This window comes from Streptomyces marinisediminis (assembly GCF_026262575.1).
Lineage (GTDB): Bacteria > Actinomycetota > Actinomycetes > Streptomycetales > Streptomycetaceae > Streptomyces > Streptomyces marinisediminis.
Window position 1 is genome coordinate 1 of record NZ_JAPKFL010000032.1, and the last position, 19,971, is coordinate 19,971.

The 19,971-nt window shown below is 76.8% G+C and carries 14 protein-coding genes and 2 pseudogenes; 6 read left to right on the plus strand and 10 right to left on the minus strand.

Annotated elements, in window-relative coordinates:
- Positions 1–266: pseudogene (locus OSB71_RS21385) on the minus strand (S8 family peptidase); the annotation flags it as partial.
- A 479-nt stretch (positions 267–745) separates the two neighbouring features.
- Entirely contained in the window at positions 746–1,261 is a 516-nt protein-coding gene (locus OSB71_RS21390; RefSeq protein WP_265950414.1) for an Asp23/Gls24 family envelope stress response protein, read from the minus strand.
- A 325-nt stretch (positions 1,262–1,586) separates the two neighbouring features.
- Here OSB71_RS21390 and OSB71_RS21395 point away from each other — a divergent pair.
- The 4 genes and pseudogenes from OSB71_RS21395 to OSB71_RS21410 all read left to right on the plus strand — a co-directional run bounded on the left by OSB71_RS21395 (position 1,587) and on the right by OSB71_RS21410 (position 4,638).
- Positions 1,587–2,110, plus strand: a pseudogene (locus tag OSB71_RS21395) (RNA polymerase sigma factor).
- Positions 2,101–2,772 (plus strand): Asp23/Gls24 family envelope stress response protein, encoded by a 672-nt coding sequence (locus OSB71_RS21400; protein ID WP_265950416.1) that lies wholly within the window; start codon positions 2,101–2,103, stop codon positions 2,770–2,772. Before OSB71_RS21395 ends, OSB71_RS21400 begins: the two are co-directional and overlap by 10 nt.
- A 2-nt stretch (positions 2,773–2,774) precedes the next feature.
- Entirely contained in the window at positions 2,775–3,116 is a 342-nt protein-coding gene (locus OSB71_RS21405; RefSeq protein WP_265950418.1) for an Asp23/Gls24 family envelope stress response protein, read from the plus strand.
- A 748-nt stretch (positions 3,117–3,864) separates the two neighbouring features.
- Positions 3,865–4,638: a helix-turn-helix transcriptional regulator gene (locus OSB71_RS21410; RefSeq protein ID WP_265950419.1), complete on the plus strand. Its 774-nt coding sequence runs from the start codon at positions 3,865–3,867 to the stop codon at positions 4,636–4,638.
- Positions 4,639–4,786: 148 nt separating this feature from the next.
- Here OSB71_RS21410 and pdxR read toward each other — a convergent pair whose 3' ends face one another.
- Positions 4,787–6,349 carry a MocR-like pyridoxine biosynthesis transcription factor PdxR gene (gene pdxR / locus OSB71_RS21415; RefSeq protein ID WP_265950421.1) on the minus strand — a complete coding sequence of 521 codons (1,563 nt, stop codon included), beginning with the start codon at positions 6,347–6,349 and terminating at the stop codon, positions 4,787–4,789.
- A gap of 152 nt (positions 6,350–6,501) precedes the next feature.
- On the opposite strand from pdxR, the gene OSB71_RS21420 reads away from it, so the two are divergent.
- Both OSB71_RS21420 and OSB71_RS21425 read left to right on the plus strand, forming a co-directional pair.
- On the plus strand, positions 6,502–7,698 hold the full coding sequence (locus OSB71_RS21420; RefSeq protein WP_265950423.1) for an MFS transporter: 1,197 nt from the start codon (positions 6,502–6,504) through the stop codon (positions 7,696–7,698).
- Between the two features lie 188 nt (positions 7,699–7,886).
- Positions 7,887–8,738, plus strand: a complete 852-nt coding sequence (locus OSB71_RS21425) for an NAD-dependent epimerase/dehydratase family protein (RefSeq protein WP_265950424.1) — start codon at positions 7,887–7,889, stop codon at positions 8,736–8,738.
- Positions 8,739–8,881: 143 nt separating this feature from the next.
- Here the strand turns inward: OSB71_RS21425 and OSB71_RS21430 are convergent, their stop codons facing one another.
- The 7 genes from OSB71_RS21430 to OSB71_RS21460 form a co-directional block, all read right to left on the minus strand.
- Positions 8,882–10,123: a 3-deoxy-7-phosphoheptulonate synthase gene (locus OSB71_RS21430; protein ID WP_265950426.1), complete on the minus strand. Its 1,242-nt coding sequence runs from the start codon at positions 10,121–10,123 to the stop codon at positions 8,882–8,884.
- 214 nt (positions 10,124–10,337) lie between these two features.
- Positions 10,338–11,876, minus strand: a complete 1,539-nt coding sequence (locus tag OSB71_RS21435; protein ID WP_265950427.1) for a nitrosuccinate lyase — start codon at positions 11,874–11,876, stop codon at positions 10,338–10,340.
- Positions 11,873–13,951, minus strand: a complete 2,079-nt coding sequence (locus OSB71_RS21440; protein WP_265950428.1) for an FAD/NAD(P)-binding protein — start codon at positions 13,949–13,951, stop codon at positions 11,873–11,875. The genes OSB71_RS21435 and OSB71_RS21440 overlap by 4 nt, the downstream gene beginning before the upstream one ends.
- Positions 13,948–16,176 carry an anthranilate synthase component I gene (locus OSB71_RS21445; protein WP_265950429.1) on the minus strand — a complete coding sequence of 743 codons (2,229 nt, stop codon included), beginning with the start codon at positions 16,174–16,176 and terminating at the stop codon, positions 13,948–13,950. The genes OSB71_RS21440 and OSB71_RS21445 overlap by 4 nt, the downstream gene beginning before the upstream one ends.
- A 66-nt stretch (positions 16,177–16,242) precedes the next feature.
- Positions 16,243–17,880 carry a benzoate-CoA ligase family protein gene (locus OSB71_RS21450; RefSeq protein WP_265950430.1) on the minus strand — a complete coding sequence of 546 codons (1,638 nt, stop codon included), beginning with the start codon at positions 17,878–17,880 and terminating at the stop codon, positions 16,243–16,245.
- The gene (locus tag OSB71_RS21455) at positions 17,877–18,320 is read right to left on the minus strand and encodes a PaaI family thioesterase (RefSeq protein ID WP_265950431.1); all 444 of its coding nucleotides are present in this window, start codon (positions 18,318–18,320) and stop codon (positions 17,877–17,879) included. Before OSB71_RS21455 ends, OSB71_RS21450 begins: the two co-directional genes overlap by 4 nt.
- Positions 18,313–19,866, minus strand: coding sequence for a class I adenylate-forming enzyme family protein (locus OSB71_RS21460; RefSeq protein ID WP_265950432.1), 1,554 nt, complete (start codon positions 19,864–19,866; stop codon positions 18,313–18,315). The genes OSB71_RS21455 and OSB71_RS21460 overlap by 8 nt, the downstream gene beginning before the upstream one ends.
- Between the last annotated feature and the right edge of the window lie 105 nt (positions 19,867–19,971).

The window sequence follows — 19,971 nt, forward strand, 5'->3', positions numbered from 1 at the left end:
GCCTCCTCGTAGACGATGTCGATCTCGGCACCGTACTTCTCGGCCAGCGCCTTGCCGGCCGCCGTCTCGGCGTCCGGCGCACCGTCCTTGAGGGTGACGATGTAGCGGTCCTTGATCGTGCCCGGAGCACCGGCGTTGGCGATCACGCCTTCCGGCTCCTCGGCCGCTGCCGCGGGGAGCCCGGTACCGACACCCAGGGCGACCGCCGCGGCGGACGCCACGGCCACGGCCGACCATCTGCGCTTGGGGGAACGCATCACTGCCATTGAGAGATCCTTCTCGTTGGTGGTGCGCGAGTGTGGGGATAGCGACGCGGACATGTCATCCACAGCCACCAGTGAAAGGTTTGCCGAACCATAGGAAACACACAAGAGGCGTGCGGCTACTTCATGCATCTGTCACACGGAGGTCACGCCAAGGCGTGCTCAATCCGGATAACCAGGACGAACACCGACAGGTGAGCGGTGTGCGACGCGCCGCACCCCGGGCCCGGAGCGCGGCGGCGTCGCTCGCGAAACCCGCGCCGACGTGGCCTTGTTGACGCTCTGTCAGCGTCGGCCCCGCCCCGGGGCCGACGCTCCGCTCACCCCGGACCGCGTCCCACGCCCGCGCATCCGGAACGAGTAGCTCCGCTACGCCTCCCCGGCGTGGCGGCCCCCGGAGCGGCCGGGGACGGCGTCGACGAAACGCGCCTCACGTACGGACGGAGGTCGCGTCCGGAGGACGCCCGTGCCGCGGGGCGCTCTCAGGAGACGCGCGGGGTGCGCTCCGCGTCGTCTCGCGGCTCCTCGTCCGGCAGGTGCACGTCGCCCACCGCGATGTTCACCTCGACGACCTCCAGCCCCGTCATGCGCTCCACCGCGGTGATGACGCTCTCCCGCACCTCGTGCGCGACCTCGGGTATGCGGACGCCGTACTCCACGACGATGTTCAGGTCCAGCGCCGTCTGCCGCTCGCCGACCTCGGCCCTCACCCCGCGCGCGACGTTACGGCGACCACCGGGCACCCGGTCGCGCACCGCGCCGAACGTCCGGGCGAAGCCGCCGCCCAGCGCGTGCACGCCCGGCACCTCGCGTGCCGCCATTCCGGCGATCTTCTCCACCACGCCGTCCGCGATGGTGGTCCTGCCGCGCTCGCCGTCCGACGCGGTGGCCGGGCGCGGGCCCTCGGTGGCGGCCGTGCCGAGCGGGTGGGGACCGGAGGGCTCCGGCCGCTCGGTGGGGGCCTGCTGAGCGGTGGTGGCGTTCGTGGTGGCAGCCATGTGCGCTGACTCCTCTGCGTCGCTCGCCCGACTCGCGGGAAGGTGTCGTCACGGCGTGGGACCCGACGCGCGGCGCATCGTCGCGCGGGAATCCGGGAAACCGCGGGAAAGGTTCGTCAGACTTCTGCACGGGTTCGCCCCCGGTCATGCGTGACGCACGCCGTCCCGTCGTGTCCTGCCCGGCGGACCCCACGGACGGGAGAGGAGCCGGCGGGTGCCGGAGGACGAGGTGAGGGCCGCCCCCGCCCCGCGGGGCGGTCGGCGGGACGCGCCCGGTGGACGGCGCGCGGCCCCGGCCGGGCACCGGCCGCCGGGGGACGACGCGCTGCCCGCCGCCCGCGCGGGCGAGGGTGGCGAGGAGGCGTTCGAGACGCTGGTGCGCCGCCACGCCCCGGTGCTGCCCGGCCTGGCCGACCGTGTGCCCGGCAGCGGGGCGTACACCGGGGAGCCGTCCGGGAGGCGCTGGTCAGCGCGTGGCGGCGGCTGCCGGAGTTCCGCGGCGACGCGGCGTTCCCCGGTTGGAGGTACCGCATCGTCACCAGGCGCTGCCTCGCCCTGCTGCGGGCACGCCGCCCCACCGGGCGGCTCGACCCGGCCCGCGAGCCGAGCGCCCCGGAGCACCGGTCCTCACCGGTGCGCGCGGCGGAGTCGACTGCGGCGGTGCGGGACCTCTCCGACGCGCTCGCGGGCCTCAGTCCGCAGCGGCGGGCCTGCCGGGTGCCGCACGACCTGTACGGCCTGGGCTACGGCGAGATCGCGGACGTCCTCGGCATCGGCCGGCAGGCCGTGCGTGGCCGGACCTTCCGGGCACGGCGATATCTCATGGAGGCGATGAGCGCATGGCGATGAGTCCGGAGTCCGGGTCGCCCGGTTCCCCCCGCGACGTGGCCCACACCCTGCCCTGCGGGCGCCCGCTGGAGGAGGTGTGGGACGCCTGGGAGGCCGACCCGGCGCACGCGGCGGCCGACCCGCACACCGCCCGGTGCCCCCACTGCACCGCCGCCCTGGCGGACCTGCGCTCCCTGGACGACCTGGTGCGCCGCGGGGCGGCCCGGGACGCCGAGCGCGCCGCGGGGACCGCGGAACCGGTGGCGGCGGGCGTCACCGAGCGCGTCATGGACGTCGTCCGCACCGAACTGCGTCCCGGCGCGTCCGTGCCGCTGGGCGACGCCGGGGAGGACACGTGGATCGTGGAGACGGCCGTGGCCCACGCCTGCCGGGCGGCGGCCGAGTCGGTGCCGGGCGTGCGGGCGGAGAGCTGCCGCGTCCTGCCCCTGGACGCCGCCCCCGAGCGCACCCCGGCCCGCCGGGGAGGCAGGCTGCCGCGCGGCCCGGTCCGCGTCCGGCTGGACGTGGCCGCGCCGCTGGACGCGGAGCGGCCCGTGCCGAAGATCGCCGACGCCGTGCGCGAACGCGTGCGGTCGGCGGCCGCCGACCGCCTGGGCCTGGACCTCCGCGCCGTCGACGTGCGCGTCCTGGACCTCCTCGACGACTCCCCGGAGGGCGAGTGACCATGACCGACCCGCACACCGCACCGGAGGACCTGGACGCCCGGCTCACCGCGGCCGCCGCCCGGGCCGCCGAGGACACCCCCGGCGTCGCCTCCCTGCGTCCCCGCCCCACCGCGGCCCCGCGCGGCGCGGGCGGCGGGGTCCGCGTCCGCCGCACCCGCACGCCCGGGGGCTGGCGGCTGCACGCCGAGCTGCGCCTGGCCGTCCACCGCACCCACCGCGCGCTCGACGTCACCCGGGCCGCCCGCGCCGCCGTGACCACCGCCCTGCGCGCCGCCCACCCCGCCGACGCCGACGCCGACGCCGACATCGCCGTCACCGTCACCGTCACCGCCCTCGTCTGACGGCGCGGCACCCTGCGCTCCCCGCCCCGGCCCCGCCCGCACGGGGGGCCGGGGGCGCGCGGGGCTGTTTCGGCCAGGCGGCACTTGCCCGTGCCGGGGCGGGGTGCCGGAGGTGTCCGAAGTGCGCGCTCGCCCGGGGCGCGTATGCGACGCGATGCCCGAAAGGTCCGATGCCCGGGGGCCAGTATCAGCCGCCCGCTCAATCAAATCTCGCCTCTTGTCGCTCTTGGATTGTTCCCCCCGCGGGTCGCCCCGCAGACTGGGGAACCGGACACTGGGACGCGGACTCTTTCACCTCACAGAGGAAAGGGATCATGGGGGATGCGTTGACGATCAGGCAGGTGACCGGCGTGGGGACCAGCGCTCCGGGCACCGCACCGGGCCGGGGCGCCCGCCGGTCTTCGGCCACCGCGGGAGCCACTCCCGCCACGCCGGGCAGGCGCAGGGTTCCGGACAACGACAATCCCGGCCACAGTGGCGCGGACCCCGCGCCGTAGCCGTCCCCACCCTTCCCCTCCGCTCTGCCGCTGCCCGCGCACCGTCGGCCGCCCGTTCCGCCGACGGTGGCGCGTCGCGCCCTGCCCGCCGGTGAACGCCCTGCCGGGGGCGGGCTCTACGCGCGCAGACCCCTCCGCTCCCCACGGCCCGCCCCTGCCCGGGCGGCCGCCGCGTGTCCCTTCCTGCGCGAGTGCATCCATCAACCGGTCGACCACGCCGTGGCAACGGTGGCGGCGAGTCAGGAGGCACCATGACCACGAGCGGGCATCCCCGTCAGCTCACGGCCGCGAACACCTGCGTCCAGGCGCTGCAGTACCACGCGGGCCAAGTGGGCGAGATCGCCAGACTTCTCAACGGCCCCGGCGCACAGGGGCGCCCGAAGCCCCTCGCGGACAGCGCGCTCACCACCGTCAGACAACTGCTGGAACAGGTGCCCAGACGTCCCGTCGCCTCCCGGATCAGCCTGGACGTCCTCCCCTCGGGGACGGCGTCCGGCCTGCTGGACGTGTTGCACCGCCTGTTACTGGAGAACCCCCGGGAGACCCGCCTGCTGGTCTCCCGCTCGGCCTGGGACGAGGACACCGGACGGCCCCCCACGCAGACCCACGCGGCCGCGGCGGTGCGCGTGGCGGGCCCGCAGATCCACGGCATGACCCTGATCGACGGCACGGTGGCGCTGCTGGGCTCCTCGACGGCCCGGCTCACCGTCGTACGGGACCGCCGGACCGTCCGGGCCCTGGAGTCGCTCTTCGACACGGCCTGGGAGGGCGCCGTGGATTTCGACGTGCTGGCCGGGGTGGACGGCGAACTGGTGCGCGCGGTCGAGGAGGACGGACCGCTGGCCAAGGTGCTCGCGCTGCTCCGAGCGGGCTGGACGGACGCGGCGGCCGCCCGGGAACTGGGCTGGTCGGTGCGCACCTACCGGCGGCGTGTCGCGGACCTCAAGAGCCGGCTGCGGGCCCGCTCCCGCTTCGAGGCCGGGATGCGCGCGGCCCAGTTGCGGCTGGAACACCACGAAGCGTGACGGCGTGACGGCGTGACGCCCCGGGCCCGTCCCCGAGCCCGGGCCCGGCCCCCTCCTCAGGCACGACCCCGGGGCCCGGCCCCGGCCCGCCACTGTGACGCCCGACCGACCACCGCCTTGGCCCCGTGGGCGCCGCGGAGCCGCCCGCTCAGCGCGCGCGCCGCGCCCCGGCCGGGGTACGCAGCTCCCGGGCCGCCGGGGCCGGGGCGGGCAGGACACGCCCGGACGGGGCCGGGCCCCGGGCGGCGGGCGGCCCGGGGGCCACCCCGCGCGGCGCGCCGCCCCGGCCGGCCCGGCGCGCCGCCGTCCGCTCCAGCGTCGTGAACAGCGCGTCCAGCGCCAGGCCGTGGGCGTGCGCGGCCGGGGTGGCGTAGCCGATGACCAGGGCGGCCCCGGCCGGACGGGCCGGGCCCCGGCGGTAGGCGCTCAGCGGGTGCGCCCGCACCGAGGCGGCGGCCAGGGCGGCCACGACCTCCTCCTCCGGCGGGAAGCCGCGGGGCAGTTCGAGTATCGCGTGCAGACCGGCCGCGATACCGGTGACCCGGGCGCCGGGCAGCCGGGCGGCGGTCGTCTCGATCAGGGCGTCCCGGCGGCGCCGGTAGTGCTGGCGCATCGCGCGCAGGTGCCGGTCGTAGCCGCCGGAGGCGATCAGCTCGGCGAGCGCGAGCTGGTCCAGCGGACCGGTGACCCGGTCCGCGAGGACCTTGGCCGCCACCACGGCCTCCAGCAGCCGCGGCGGGCAGGCGATCCAGCCGATCCGCACCCCGGGCCCCAGCGCCTTGCTGGTCGAGCCCACGTAGCACACCCGGGCCGGGCTGTGGGCCTGGAGGGCGCCGACCGGACGGCGGTCGTAGCGGAACTCCCCGTCGTAGTCGTCCTCGACGATCCAGCCGTCGCGCTCCCGCGCCCAGGACAGCAGGCCGGCCCTGCGGGCGGGCGAGAGGCTCACCCCGAGCGGGAACTGGTGGGCGGGGGTGCAGGCGGCGGCCCGGGCGTCGGTGCGGGCCAGGTCGGCCACCCGCATCCCCTCCGCGTCGACCTCGGTGTCGACCACCCGCAGCCGCCCGCGGGCCACGGCGACGTGGTCGCCCAGGGCCGGGTCCTCCATGGCGACGCACTCCACCCCCTGCTCGGCCAGGACGGAGGTGAGCAGCCCGAACGCCTGGGTGTAGCCGGAGCACACGACGAGGTGGGCCGGGTCCACCCGCACGCTGCGGGCCCGGCCCAGGTAGGCGGCGAGCGCCGCGCGCAGCTCCGGGCGCCCGCGCGGGTCGCCGTAGCCGAGGGCCTCGGCGGGGGCGTCCCGCAGCGCCTGGCGGGTGGCCCTGAGCCACGCGGCCCGGGGGAAGAGGGAGACGTCCGGGCGTCCGGGCCCGAGGTCGTGCCGGACCCGGGGCGGTCCGAACGGGCCCGGGGCGCCCCGGGGCGGTGCGCCGGCCTCCGGGTGTAGCTGCCGGGCCACCCGGGTTCCCGCGCGCCCGGAGGAGGTGATCAGCCAGCCCTCGTGGGCGAGTTGCGTGTAGGCCTGGCTCACCGTGCCGCGGGCCAGGCCGAGTTCGGCGGCCAGGCTGCGGCTGGGGGGCAGCCTGGTTCCGGCGGTCAGCCGTCCCTCGCGGATCGCCGTGCGCAGCGCCTCCTCCAGCGCGCGGCCGCGCCCGCCCCGGGCGGGCAGCTCCAGGAGGAGGTCGAGTCCGGCGGCGACAGCGGTCATCTTTGGCCCACCCTCCCGTGGCGTTCTCGGCCCATGCGCACGTCCCCCGCCCTTCTTAGTGTGACCATATGATCACTCGCCGACCTGTTTCCGGCTCGGCCCCGGGCCCCGTGGTGCCGGGGTCGGGGGTGTCCCGTCCGCTGGTGCTCTTCATGTCGATCTCCATCGGACTGATCGTCGCCAACAACTACTACGCCCAGCCCCTGCTGGGGGAGTTGAGCACGGACCTGAACGCCTCCTCGGGCCTGGTGGGCCTGAGCGTGACGCTCAACCAGCTCGGCTACGCGCTCGGGCTGGTGCTCCTGGTGCCGCTGGGCGACCTCCTGGCCCGGCGGCCGCTGATGGTCACGATGCTGGCCTTGGACGCGGTGGCGCTGGCCTTCGCCGCGGCCGCGCCCGACGCCTGGACGCTGGTGGTGCTGCTGACCGTGGTCGGCGTGACCGGCACCGTCATCAACATCCTCATACCCCTGGCCACCACGCTCGCCCGGGAGGACCAGCGCGGCCAGGTCGTGGGCACCCTCATGACCGGCCTGCTGTTCGGCATCCTGCTGGCGCGCACGGTGGCCGGGGCGCTGGAGACGCTGCAGAGCTGGCGGCTGGTGTACGCGGTGGCCGCCATCCTCATGGCCGCGCTCGCCGTCGCGATGCGGTTCCTGCTGCCGAGCCTGCCCCCCAGCCCCGGCTCGACCTACCCCCGACTGCTGGCCTCGGTGGGGAGGCTGATCGCCGCCGAACCGTTCCTGCGCCGCCGGATGGCCACCGGCGCGCTGGGCTTCGCGGCCTTCCAGCTCCTGTGGACCGCGCTGCCGCTGATGCTCTCCGACGAGCCCTACGGCTACGAGCCCGCCCTCATCGGCCTGTTCGGCCTGCTCGGGGCCGCCGGGGCCGCCTGCGCCCGGCCCGCCGGACGCCTCCAGGACCGGGGCGTGGCGCACCAGGCGAGCGGACTGCTGCTGGCCGTCATCGGCCTGTCCTGGGCACTGATGAGCGGCTACACCGTACTGGCCCTGGTGATCGTGGGCATCCTCCTGCTCGACATCGGGGTGCAGGGGGTGCACGTGCTCAACCAGGCGCGGATCTACGGCTACCCCCCGCAGGTCAGGTCGCGGATCACCACCGCCTACGTGACCGCCTACTTCCTGGGCGGCTCGGCGGGCGGCGCGCTGGCCGTGCTGCTCTATCCGCAGTGGGGCTGGTCGGCCGTGTGCGCGGCGGGTGGCGTCCTCACCGTGCTGGCCCTCATCCTGTGGGTCACCGACCGCACCACTCCCCCGGTCCCGGCCGCCGCTCCGGCCCCGGGGCACGACCGCCCCGGGCCGGGCGAACGCCCGGTCGTGCACGACTGACGGGGCGGGCCCGCGCACCGCGCGGACCCACGCCCCGGCCCGTCGCCCCGGCCGCGCCCCGCCTGACCCGCGCCCGCGCTCCACCACCCGACCCGCCTTCCGATCCGTCTTCCGATCCGTCTTCCGATCCGTCTTCCGATCCGTCTTTCGATCCGCCCGTGCACCGACGTCGACTGGAGAACTCACCGATGACCCGCATCTTTCTCGCCGGAGCCACCGGAGCCGTGGGGCGGCGCCTGGTCCCGCTGCTCGTCGCGGCCGGACACCGGGTGACGGCTGCCACCCGCACCGCCGAGGGGGTGGAGCGGCTGCGCGCCCAGGGCGCCGAGCCGGTGCGGCTCGACGTCCTCGACCGCGACGCGGTGGCCGAGGCCGTGGCCGCCGCCGCCCCGGAGGCGGTGATCCACCAGGTGACGGCGTTGTCCGGCGGCAGCCCCGCGGACAACGCGCGGGTCCGCCGCGAGGGCACCCGCAACCTCGTGGACGCGGCGAAGCGGTCCGGCGTGCGGCGCGTCGTCGCCCAGTCGATCTCCTGGGCCTACGAGCCGGGTGACGCGCCCGCCGACGAGTCCACGCCCCTGGACACCGCCGCGCCCGAGCCGCGCGCCACCTCCGTCTCCGGCGTGGTCGCCCTGGAGGAAGCCGTGGCGGAGCTCGACGAGCACGTCGTGCTGCGGTACGGCACCTTCTACGGGCCCGGTACCTGGTACGCGCCGGGCGGCCTGATGGCCGGCAAGCTGGCCGACGGCGCACTGCCCGCCCACTTCGGCGTCTCCTCCTTCGTGCACGTGGAGGACGCCGCCCGGGCCGCGGTGCAGGCGCTCCAGTGGCCGAGCGGCGCGGTCAACGTGGTGGACGACGAGCCGGCGGCGGCCCGGGAGTGGGTGCCGGCGCTGGCCGCCGCGCTGGGCGTGGCCGCGCCCGAACCCACGGAGGGCGGCGCCGGCTGGGAGCGCGGCGCGACCAACTCCCGGGCGCGCGAGCTGGGGTGGCGGCCCCGGTTCCCGAGCTGGCGCACCGGCTTCGCCGAGCAGGGCTGAGTCCGCACGCGGCGGGCCCGGGCGGACGCGCCACCCGGACCGCCCGGCACCGCGCCACCCGGACCGCCCGGCACCGCACCACCCGGACCGCCCGGCGCGGTGCGGCGCCGGGCGGTGGCGGGCGGGGCCGGGGCGCGGGGCGGTCAGGAGCGCAGGAGGCCGGCGACCTCCCGGGAGAGTTCCACGGCCTGGGCGCGGTTGAGCCGGGGGTCGCAGGCGCTCTCGTAGCGGCGGGGCACGTCCGCGAGGCCCGGGCCGCCCGGGCCGCCGACGCACTCGGTGACCTCCTCGCCGGTGAACTCCAGGTGCACGCCCCCGGGGTGGGTGCCCAGGGCCCGGTGCACCTCGACGAAGCCCCGTATCTCCTCCAGCACGGTCTCGTAGGCCCGGGTCTTGTGGCCGGTGGGCGCCGGGAAGGTGTTGCCGTGCATCGGGTCGCACACCCAGGCGACCTGGGCGCCGCTGGCGGTCACCTTCTCCACCAGCACCGGCAGCGCGTCGCGTATCCGCTCGGCCCCCATGCGGGTGATGAGGGTGAGCCGGCCCGGCGTGCGGTCCGGGTCGAGCCGGTCGATCAGCGCGAGCACCTCGTCCGCGGTGGCGGTGGGACCGAGCTTGACGCCGACCGGGTTGCCGACGCGCGCGGCGAAGGCCACGTGGGCGCCGTCGGGGTCGCGCGTGCGCTCGCCGATCCACAGCAGGTGGCCGGAGTGTCCGTAGGGGCGGCCGGTGCGCGGGTCCGGCCGGGTCAGGGCCTCCTCGTAGCCGAGGAGCAGGGCCTCGTGGCTGGTGAAGAACTCCCGGGGCCCGGCCGCCGGGCGGTGCCCCCCGTCCGCCGGCGCGCCGCCGTCCGCCGAGGTCAGGGAGCGGATGAGGCGCAGGGTGGCCGCCGCGGCGTGGTAGGCGCTCTTCAGCCGCTCCGGGTCGGGGGTGCGGGCCTCGGCGGTGAAGTCGAGGCCGTTGACGGCGTCCCCCCGGTAGGACGGGAGGGAGACTCCGTCGCGGGTCTCGGTGGGCTGGGAGCGGGGCTTGGCGTACTGGCCGGCGATGCGGCCCACCGTGACCACCGGGGGTGCTCCGGCGGCGGTGAGCACTCCGGCCATCCGGGCCAGGGTGTCGAGCTTCCCGCGCACGCGCTCGGGCCTGCCGCTGTCGGCGAAGGTCTCGGCGCAGTCGCCGCCCTGCACCAGGAACGCCTGGCCCCTGGCGACGGCGGCCAGGCGCTCGCGCAGCGCGTCGCTCTCGGCGGGCCGGGTCAGGGGCGGGGCGGCCGACAGGTGGGCGAGGACGCGGCGCAGCGCGTCCGGGTCCGGCCACACGGGCTGCTGGGCGGGCGGGGAGGCGGCGAAGTCCTGGCGGGGGTGGTCCAGTTCCGTGGCGCTCATGGCATCGTGGGCGATGTCCGGCCTGCCATCGCGTTCCTTCCATGCGTTCGGGGTGGCCGGAGAGAGCCGCCGTGGAGCACGGCTTCGCGGGACGTCACTGGGACACGAGCGGGTCGGGTGGGACGGCCGGGCGCGGGCGCCCGGGCGGTGGCGTGCCGAGGGCACGGCCGGGCGGGGCGGCCGGGGACGGCGGTGGCCCCGGGGCGCCCCGCGCTCAGCTCCGCAGCGAGCGGTCCACCAGGGGTCCGGCCGCCCCGGTGTAGCCGGACGGGTCGAGGAGGGCGTCGAGCTCGGCGGGCGGAAGCAGGCCCGCCAGTTCCGGGGCCCCGGCGAGCACCTCGCCGAGCGGGCGCCCGTCCCGGGCGGCCTCGGCGGAGGCGCGGGCGAGCAGCTCCCGGGCGGGCCGGCGGCCGAGCAGCGGGGTGAGGCGGGCCGCGAGCCGTTCGGCGACCACCTGGCCGCCGGTGGCGGCGAGGTTCTCGCGCATCCGCCCGGCGCGCACCTCCAGCCCCTCCAGGAGCTCCACCGCGGTGTGCGCCGCGCCGCCGGTCAGCCGCAGGCACTCGCGCAGCGGCTGCCACTCGGCGTGCCAGACGCCGCCGGAGCGCTCGTCCTCGGTGAGCAGGGACTGCGTCAGCACCAGCGCGTAGGCGGGCACCTGGAGCGCGGCGCTGCGGATCAGCGTGGCCAGGACGGGGTTGCGCTTGTGCGGCATCGCCGAGGAGGCGCCGCGTCCGGTCGGCCCCGGCTCGGCGAGCTCCCCGACCTCGGTGCGGGCCAGGGTCTGCACGTCCACCGCGATCTTGCCCAGCGCGCCGGTGGCGCAGGACAGCGCGGCGCCCAGGTCGGCGAGCGGGGTGCGCCGCGCGTGCCAGGGCAGGGCGGGGCGGGCCAGGCCCGTCTCGCGGGCGTAGGCGTCGGTGAGCCGGTCGAGGTAGTCGCCGGCGTCCGCCCGGGGGCCCGGCCCGCCGTGCCCGGCGTGCTCCAGGTCGGCGTACTCCAGGTAGCCCGCGCAGGTCCCGGCGGCGCCGCCGAGGGAGACGGGCAGCCCGCCGGCCAGCAGCCGGTCGACGCGGGCCCGCGCCTCCTCCACCTGTGCCCGCCAGCCCGCCGCCTTCAGGCCGAAGGTCGTGGGCACCGCGTGCAGGGCGAGGGTGCGGCCCGCCATCGGGGTGTCGCGGTGCCGCGCGGCGAGCCGGGCCAGCGCGTTCGCCGCCCGCTCCAGGTCGGCGCGGATCAGGCGCAGCGCCCGCGCGGTGACCAGCATGGCCCCGGTGTCCAGGACGTCCTGGCTGGTGGAGCCGCGGTGCACGTACTCGGCGGCCTGCGGGGTGTGGGCGGCGACGGCCCGGGTGAGCTCCCGGACCAGGCCCACCACCGGGTTGGCGGTCTCCCGCGCGGACAGGGCGATCGCCCGCACGTCCAGCCCGCCGCCGAGCGCGACCTCGCCGATCGCCCGGGCCGCCGCCTCCGGCACGGTCCCGAGCCCGGCCTGCGCCCGGGCCAGCGCCGCCTCGGCCTCCAGCATCGCCCGCAGCCAGGCGGTGTCACTGGTGGCCGCCTCGACGGGCGTCCCGGCCCGCACCGGCGCGAAGAGGCCGGCGTCGAGCAGGGCGCCCGGCTCGGCGGCCCGTTCGGCGGCCCGTTCGGCGGCCCGTTCGGCGACCCGTTCGGCGCCCGGCTCGGGGGCCCCTCCGGCGTCCGGCGCGGCCCCGGGTCCGGCCGGTGTGCGGGGCACCGTCGCTCCGCTCATGCCTGTACTCCGATCATGTGGTGGTCCACCAGGCCGTCGTCGTCGCCGCCGTGGGGGGCGTCACCGCCGAGCACGGCCCGGGCGATGGCGTCGGAGTCGCCGAGGGTGACGGAGTCCACGCCGGGGCGGATGCCGGCGGCGGTGACCCAGTGGACGGCCTCGGTGGGGACGCCGTACGCGTACCGGCGCGGGTGCGCCCGGCCCGCGGCGTCCAGCAGCCGGTAGGGGCGGGCGGTGACGGCCAGGCCGCCGGTCTCGTAGGGGGTGCCGGAGTCGGCGGGGATGGTGTACGGGCGGCACTGGCCGGTCGCCAGCAGGTGCCGCATGAGCGGGTCCTCGGTGCGGCGCAGGTCGGGCTCGGGCAGCCGGGCCTCCACCAGCACCCGGGCCCGGACGCGGGCGCCGGGGACGTCGGACTCCGCGACGAAGGCGGGGGCGTCGCCGTCCTCCACCCGCACCCGCAGGCCCGGACCCACCACGGTGAGCAGGCCCGCCTCGATCAGCGCCGTCATCTCCTCGATGCGGGAGGCCGGCGGGCCGATGGACAGGAAGGCGTTGAGCGGCGTGTACCAGCCCTGCAGCTCGGTGCGGTAGGAGTCGCCGTCGATGCCGCCGTGGTCGACCGCCAGCCGGATCTCGTTGCGCAGGTCGCGCAGGACGTCCAGGGCGGCCTTCACCGGGCCGCTGACGTTGCCCTCCCGGGCCTCGCGCACGTCCCGGCGCAGCCGCTCCAGCAGCCAGGCGCGGAACTCCCCCGGCCCCGCGAAGTCCCGGTCCGCGCAGGGGTGGGACACCCGCCGCCAGTCCCAGCGGTCGGCCGCCGGGACGCCGTAGGCGTCCAGCAGCTCCACGCGGGCGGGCCCGGGCGGGGCGTGCGGGTAGCGCCGGAGCAGTTCGGCCCCCTCGGCGGCCCGGCCCCTGGAGGTGAGCAGGGTGCCGTAGTAGACGCTCTCGACCTCGGCGACGACCAGCGGCCACAGGGCCGTGCGGAACGTGGGACGGGCGCCGCCGCGGGCGCGCAGCCGCCGCGCGCGGTCCACGGTCAGCAGCACCGGGTCGTACCGGCCGTGCGGCCCCTTCTCGTTCTCGCCCCGCGCGTGGTAGGGCACGCCGCGCCGCGACCCCGCGTACAGCACGGGCTCGCGTCCGGAGGGCCGGTAGACCAGGCGGTCGCCGTCCCGTGCGAAGGCCCCGCCGCGCCCGGCGGTGAGCAGCGCCAGGTGGTCGAAGAAGTTCAGGCCGAGGCCGCGCAGCAGGACCGGCTCCCCGGCCCCGATGCCGGACAGGTCCAGGTCGGCGGGGTTGGCCGGGGCGATGTGCGCCAGCCCGGCCGCCTCGGCGCGTGCGGCGAGTTCGCGCTCGGCGGCGGTGGGCCGGGCCGCGACGTGCCCCTGGGCGAGCACCACGGCGTGCAGCCCCGTCAGGCGGGTGCCGTCCTCCAGGGTGAGCACCTGCAGGCCCCCGTCGGCGGCGTCGTCGTCCAGGGCGAGGGCGCGGGTGCGGTGCTCGACCACGGTCAGGTGCCCCGGGGCGCCGGAGACCACCTGCCGGAAGACGGCCTCCAGGTAGTGGCCGTAGAAGGCGCGGGTGGGGTAGTCGTCGGGGCCCAGGGCGCGGGCGGCGGCCAGGACCTCGGGGTCGGCGGGAGTGGCCCCGTCCCCGTCCCCCGCCCCGTACCCGCCGTCCCCCGCCGTCAGGGCCAGCGAGCGGGCCCAGTCGTACAGGCTCGGGCCCGTCTCCACCGGTCCCTCGATGCGGACGCTGTCGTCGGTGAAGAGCGTGATCTGCGCGGCGACGGTGTTCATCAGCAGGTGGGGCGACTGGGCGGTGCGCCAGACCCGTCCCGCGCCGGGCGGGTAGGGGTCCACCAGGTGGACGGTGACGGCGTCGTGGGAGGCCGACTTGCGCTCGTTCGCGCACAGCCGCTCCAGCACGGACAGCCCGCGCGGCCCCAGGCCGACGAGTGCGGTGCGCAGGTGGCCGCCGGCCCCGTGCCCGGGCACCGGCCCCCAGGTCACCGGCTGTGGCCGCGGCTTCGGCCGGGGCACGGTCACGGTGGTGCGCTCGGCGCTCATGCCCGGCCCGCCCGGGCGCCGCGGCGGGTCAGCGCGGTCACCGCGTTGGCGAGGAGCCGGTGCCCGGCCCCGCCCCGCGTCGTCATGATCGACTCCGGGTGGAACTGCACGGCCGCCATGCGACGTTCGCGGTGCTCGACGACCATGGCCGCGCCGTCGTCGGTCCGCGCGGTCACCCGCAGGTCCGCGGGCACCGCGTGGGCGGGGACGTAGAGCGAGTGGTAGCGGCCCACGGGGAAGCTCTCCGGGAGCCCCGCGAGCAGCGGGCTGCCCGGGTCGGTGACGTGGACCGTGGACGGTTTGCCGTGCACGGGCCGCTCCAGCACCGACAGGCTGCCGCCGCAGTACTCCACCAGCCCCTGGAGCCCCAGGCACACCCCGAAGACGGGCAGGTCCCGCGCGTCGGCCTCGGCGAGCGTGCCGCGCACGTCGAAGTCGGCGGGGCGGCCGGGCCCCGGGGACAGCACCAGCAGGTCGACGCGTTCGCGCCGCAGCACCGGCAGGTGGCTGCCGGCGCGGTAGGTGACGACCTGCGCGCCGGTCTGGCGCAGGTAGTCAGCGAGCGTGTGGGCGAAGGAGTCGCGGTGGTCGACCATCAGCACCCGCACGCCCTCGGCGGGACGGGCGGCGGCCGGCCGGCGGCCGGTCCCGGCGGCGTCCGGGCGGCGCGCGGCTCCGGCGGCGTCCGGCCCGTCCAGGACCCGCAGGAGCGCCAGCGCCTTCAGCTCGGTCTCGGCCTCCTCCGCCCGCGGCGAGGAGTCGTGGAGCAGGGTCGCCCCGGCGCGCACCGTGGCCACCCCGTCGCGGATCTGGATGGTGCGCAGCGTCAGCACCGTGTCCAGCGTCCCGTCGAAGCCCAGCACACCGGCCGCGCCGCCGTACCAGCGCCGCGCCGAGCGCTCCTCGCGCTCGATGAACTCCACGGCCGCCAGCTTGGGCGCCCCGGTGACGGTGACCGCCCACAGGTGGGCGAGGAAGCCGTCCAGCGCGTCCCGGCCCGGCCCGAGGACGCCCTCGACCCGGTCCACGGTGTGGATGAGGGTGGAGTACATCTCGATGCGGCGCCGTGCGGTGACGCGGACCGTGCCGGGCACGCAGACCCGGGCCTTGTCGTTGCGGTCCACGTCGGTGCACATGGTCAGCTCCGACTCCTCCTTGCGGGAGTCGAGCAGTTCCCTCACCCGGTCGGCGTCCTCCAGGGCGTCGGTGCCCCGGGCGATGGTGCCGCTGATCGGGGACGACTCCACGACCAGGCGGGTGTCAGGGCCCCGTCCCTCCCGGCGCACCCGGACAAACGTCTCCGGGGAGGCGCCGACGAGGTACTCGCCGTCGCCCAGGTGGGCCAGCAGGCTGTACGGGGCCGGGTTGGCCGCGCGCAGCCTGCGGAAGAGCACGGACGGCGGCTGGGCGCAGCGGCGGCGGAACACCTGTCCGGGCACCACTTCGAACAGGTCCCCGGAGCGGAAGAGCTCCTTGGCCCGCCGCACCACCTCGGCGTACGCGCCGGGCGCGTGGTCGCGCTCCGCGTCGGGCGTGCCGGGCGCGAACGGCCGGGCGGGGGTGGCGCGGGGCAGGCCCTCGGTGGAGGTGCCGTCCACCGCGAACTCGTAGCGGTGGCGCACCGCCCGGCCGCCGGGCTCCAGTTCGTGGATCTCGTCGGGCAGGTGGAGCACGAGGTCGCGGTCCCGCTCGTCGCGGAGCTGGTGCAGCGGGACGGTGTCGAGCTGGAAGATCAGGTCGTAGCCGAACGCCCCGTACAGGCCGAGCAGCGGGTCCTCGCCCGCCATGGCCGCGAGCAGGGCGCGCACCGCGGCGAAGGGGCCCGCGTGGCGGGTGCGCTCCTCCTCGGCGAAGACCCCGGCGGCGGCGGGCACCCGGCCGTGGACGGCGTCGGGGCCGTCGGCGGTGACGGGCACCGCGCCGGCCAGCAGCGGCCCCAGGGCGCGCAGCAGCACCCGGCCGCGGGAGTTGAGCGCCTGGACGCGGATGCGGTCGCCGCGCAGGGCGACCTCCAGCGGTGGATCGACGTAGCCGACCGCCCGGTCGTGGCCGCGGAAGAGCAGCATCCCGCGCCGCTCGTCCATGGCCCTCTCCAGGGCGTGGCGCACCCGGTCGGCGTCACCGGCCGGTTCGCTGCTGCGGTGGACCCGCACCCCGGCGGGGGTGGTCCACCGCCGGGGCACCGGCGCGTCGGCGGGTGTTGCTGCCGTCTCCAACAGGGACATGTGAGCGAGCCTCCGTACGCGGGTGGTGAGGGAAGCGGTGGGCGGGCGTCCCGGCCTGCGCGCCGCTCAGGCGGTCGTGGCCAGCGGGCGCTCGCGCAGGAAGTGGCGCTGGAGCTTGCCGGTGGCGCTGGAGGGGAGGGAGGTGGTGAACTCCACCAGCCGGGGGTACTTGTAGGGGGCGATGACCTGCTTGACGAACCGCTGGATGTCGGCGGCCAGTTCGTCCGAGGGGTGGTGGCCGGGAGCGAGCACCACGTACGCCTTCACCAGCGCGCCGCGGGCGCTGTCGGGCACGCCGACGACCCCGCACTCGGCCACGGCCGGGTGCTGGACGACGGCCTGCTCCACCTCGGGGGCGGCCACGTTGTAGCCGGAGGTGATGATCATGTCGTCGGCGCGGGCCTGGTACCAGAAGTACCCGTCCTCGTCGCGGACGTAGATGTCGCCGGTGAGGTTCCAGCCGTCCTCGACGTGCCGCCGCTGCCGCTCGTCGGCCAGGTAGCGGCAGCCCGTCGGGCCCTGCACGGCCAGCCGCCCGGGGGTGCCGTCGGGCACCTCGGCGCCGTCGTCCCCCAGGACCCGGGCGCGGTAGCCGGGGACGGGCCGGCCGGTGGCGCCCACCCGGATGTCGTCGTCCGCGGCGGAGATGAAGACGTGCAGCATCTCGGTGGAGCCGATGCCGTCGATCACCCGCAGCCCGGTGGCCTCGTGGAAGGCGCGCCACACCCAGGCGGGCAGCGGCTCCCCCGCCGAGACGCAGCGGCGCAGCGAGGACAGCTCGCGCCCGCCCACCGACTCCAGGGCCGCCCGGTAGGCGGTGGGCGAGGTGAACAGCACGGTGGCGCGGTGCTCCTCGACGGCCCGGAACAGCGCCTCGGGCGCCGCGCGCTCCAGGAGCACCGAGGCGGCCCCGGCCCGCAGCGGGAAGACCAGCAGGCCGCCCAGCCCGAACGTGAACGCCAGCGGGGGGCTGCCGATGAACAGGTCGTCGGGACGCGGACGCAGCACGTGCCGGCTGAAGGTGTCGGCGATGGCGAGCACGTCCCGGTGGAAGTGCAGGGTGGCCTTGGGCTCGCCGCTGGTGCCGGAGGTGAAGGCGATCAGCGCCACGTCGTCGGCGGCCGTCGGCACGGCGTCGAAGGCGGCGGAGCGGGTCTCGGCCAGCCGCAGCAGCTCGCTGCCCGCGCCCTCCCCTGTGGTGTAGGTGAGGGTGCCGCGGGCGGGGAACCCGGCGGCGGCCAGCTCGTCCGCGAGGCCCTCCTCGCAGAGCGCGAACCGCACCTCGGCGCGGGCGGTGATCTGCCGCAGCTCCGCCGCCCGCAGCAGCGGCATGGTGGCCACCACCACGGCGCCCGCCTTCAGTGCGGCCAGCCAGCAGGCCGCCAGCCAGGGGGAGTTGTGGCCGCGCAGCAGCACCCGGTTGCCGGGGACGAGCCCGAGCTCCTCCACCAGCACCCGGGCGAGGCGGTTCACGCGCTCGCGCAGCAGGCCGTAGCTCCAGCGCCGTCCGTCCTGGTCGACCAGGGCGGTGCGGTCGGCCCCGAACCGGGCGATGGTGGCGTCGAGCAGCTCCTCGGCGCAGTTGAGGCGCTCGGGGTAGCGCAGTTCGGGCAGGTCGGTGGTGAGGGTGGGCCACAGCTCGGCGGGGGGCAGCCCGTCCCGGGCGAAGGTGTCCTGGTGGGCGGAGGGTGACAGCGGTCTCATGGGCGGTCGTCTCCTCGGTCTCTGGAGGCCCGGGCGCGTACGCAGGTCATCCGGGCGCTGCACACCCGGCGGCCCTGCTCGTCCTCGACGGCGATCTCGTACGTGGCGTGGGTGCGGCCCAGCCGGACGGCGGTGGCCACGCCCGTGACCCGGCCGCCGGAGACGGGCCGGTGGTGGCTGGCGCTGATCTCGGTGCCGACGCCGACCCCGCCGTCGGCACCGAAGTGCAGGCAGGCGCCGATCGAGGCCAGGGACTCGGCGAGCACGCAGGAGGCGCCCCCGTGCAGGACTCCGAAGGGCTGGGTGTTGCCGCGCACGGGCAGCGTGCCGACCACCCGGTGCGGCTCGGCGGAGACCAGCTCGATGCCCAGGCGCTCCCCCAGCTCCCCCGCGCCCACCGGGGCCGGGGGACGCGGCTCGGTGGTCGCGGGCTCAGCCACGGGCCCCGTCCCTCTGCAACATCGCGATCAGGTCCGGCCGCTGCACCTTCCAGGTGGAGGTGCGCGGCACCTCGTCGAAGGGCATCTGCACGACCTCGGCCAGCGCCGGGAGGCCGGAGACGGCGAGCTGCCAGCGCCCGGCGTCCAGCGGCGCGTCGTCGCGGGTGCACACCACCGGCACGGGCCGCGCGCCCAGGCCGCCGAGCACGACGACCTCGCGCAGCTCAGGCAGCCGGTCCATCAGGGTGTCCTCGATCTCCAGGTTGGACCCGACGCCCTCGGACGCGTCGATCTCCCGGTCGAGCATGTGCAGCCGGCCCAGCCGGTCCAGGTAGCCGAGGTCGCCCATCCGCCACCACGCGCCGTTGCGCTGCCGGGCGAAGCGCGCGTCCTCCTGGAGATAGGTGACGGCACGGGTGCGGCTTCTGATCTCGATGTGGCCCACCGTGCCGGGCTTCACGCGGCGGCCCTCGTCGTCGGTGACGCGCATGCGGATGACCCCGGGCAGCGGCCAGCCCACGCACCGGCCGTCCATGGCGGCCGCGCCGCGCACGGTGTAGAAGCGGCCGGCGACCGGCCCGGTCTCGGTCTGCCCGTACAACTGGATGAACTTGGGCGAACGGCGCGCCGAGGCGCCCAGGAGCGTCTGGATGGTGCGCGGGTGCACCGCGTCGAAGGTGGCGCTGTAGCAGCGCACGCTGGACAGCGGCCGGCCCGCGGCACCGGCCAGCGTCTCCCAGTCGATGAAGGTGTTCGGCTGCGTCTCCACCGCGCCGGGCCGGTAGCGGGCGAACAGCGGGCCGATGGTCTCCGGGCTCCCGTCCACGGCGACCAGCAGCGGGTTGCCGAAGGACATGCCCAGGTCCAGCGCGCTGTAGAAGCGGGCGTGCACGAAGCTGACGCACAGGGCGACGGTCTCGCGCCGCCACACCCAGGAGGCCACCTGCTTCTGCAGCCGCAGCCGCTCGTGGAGGGCGTCCGGCGTCTGCACCACCAGCTTGGGCAGCCCGGTCGTGCCGGAGGTGTGGCTGATGAAGGCGGGGGCGTGCACCGCGGGGACCGAGGTGCCGCGCAGGCCGGCGTCCGGGTGGCGGCTCAGGGCCTCGGTGCCGGGCAGCTCGTCACCGGCCACCAGCAGGGTCCGGTGGGCCACCGTGCCGTCCACGCCGGAGGTGGTGTAGTGCTCGGCGTCGGTCAGCAGCCACGGGGACTCCAGGCGCTTCAGCAGCCCCGAGGCCGTCTCGCCGGGGAGCATCGGGGAGAACAGCGCGGGGACGGCGCCGATGCGCTGCACCGCGGCGGACACCAGGGCGATGTCGAAGTTGTTGGTCTTGTACACGGCCACCCGGTCGCCGCGCCGCACCCCCGCGCTCACCAGCCGCCCCGCCGTCTGGCGGACGAGCTCGGCGAGCCGGTCCGCCGTCACGGTGGTCCCGTCCTCGGGCGACAGTTGGAGCGGGGTGTCGAGCACGACCGGCGCCGCGGGGTGCCTGGCGGCCGCGCGGTCGAACATCAGCCCTATGTAGAAGCCCTTGGCGCTGGGCACGTCGACTCCCCTCGTCGTCTGCTGTGGCGCTCAGATCCTGGGTGCGGGCCGCGGCCCCGGGCCCGGCGCTGACCCGTTGCTGCCCCCCGTTCCGCCGCGGCTGGC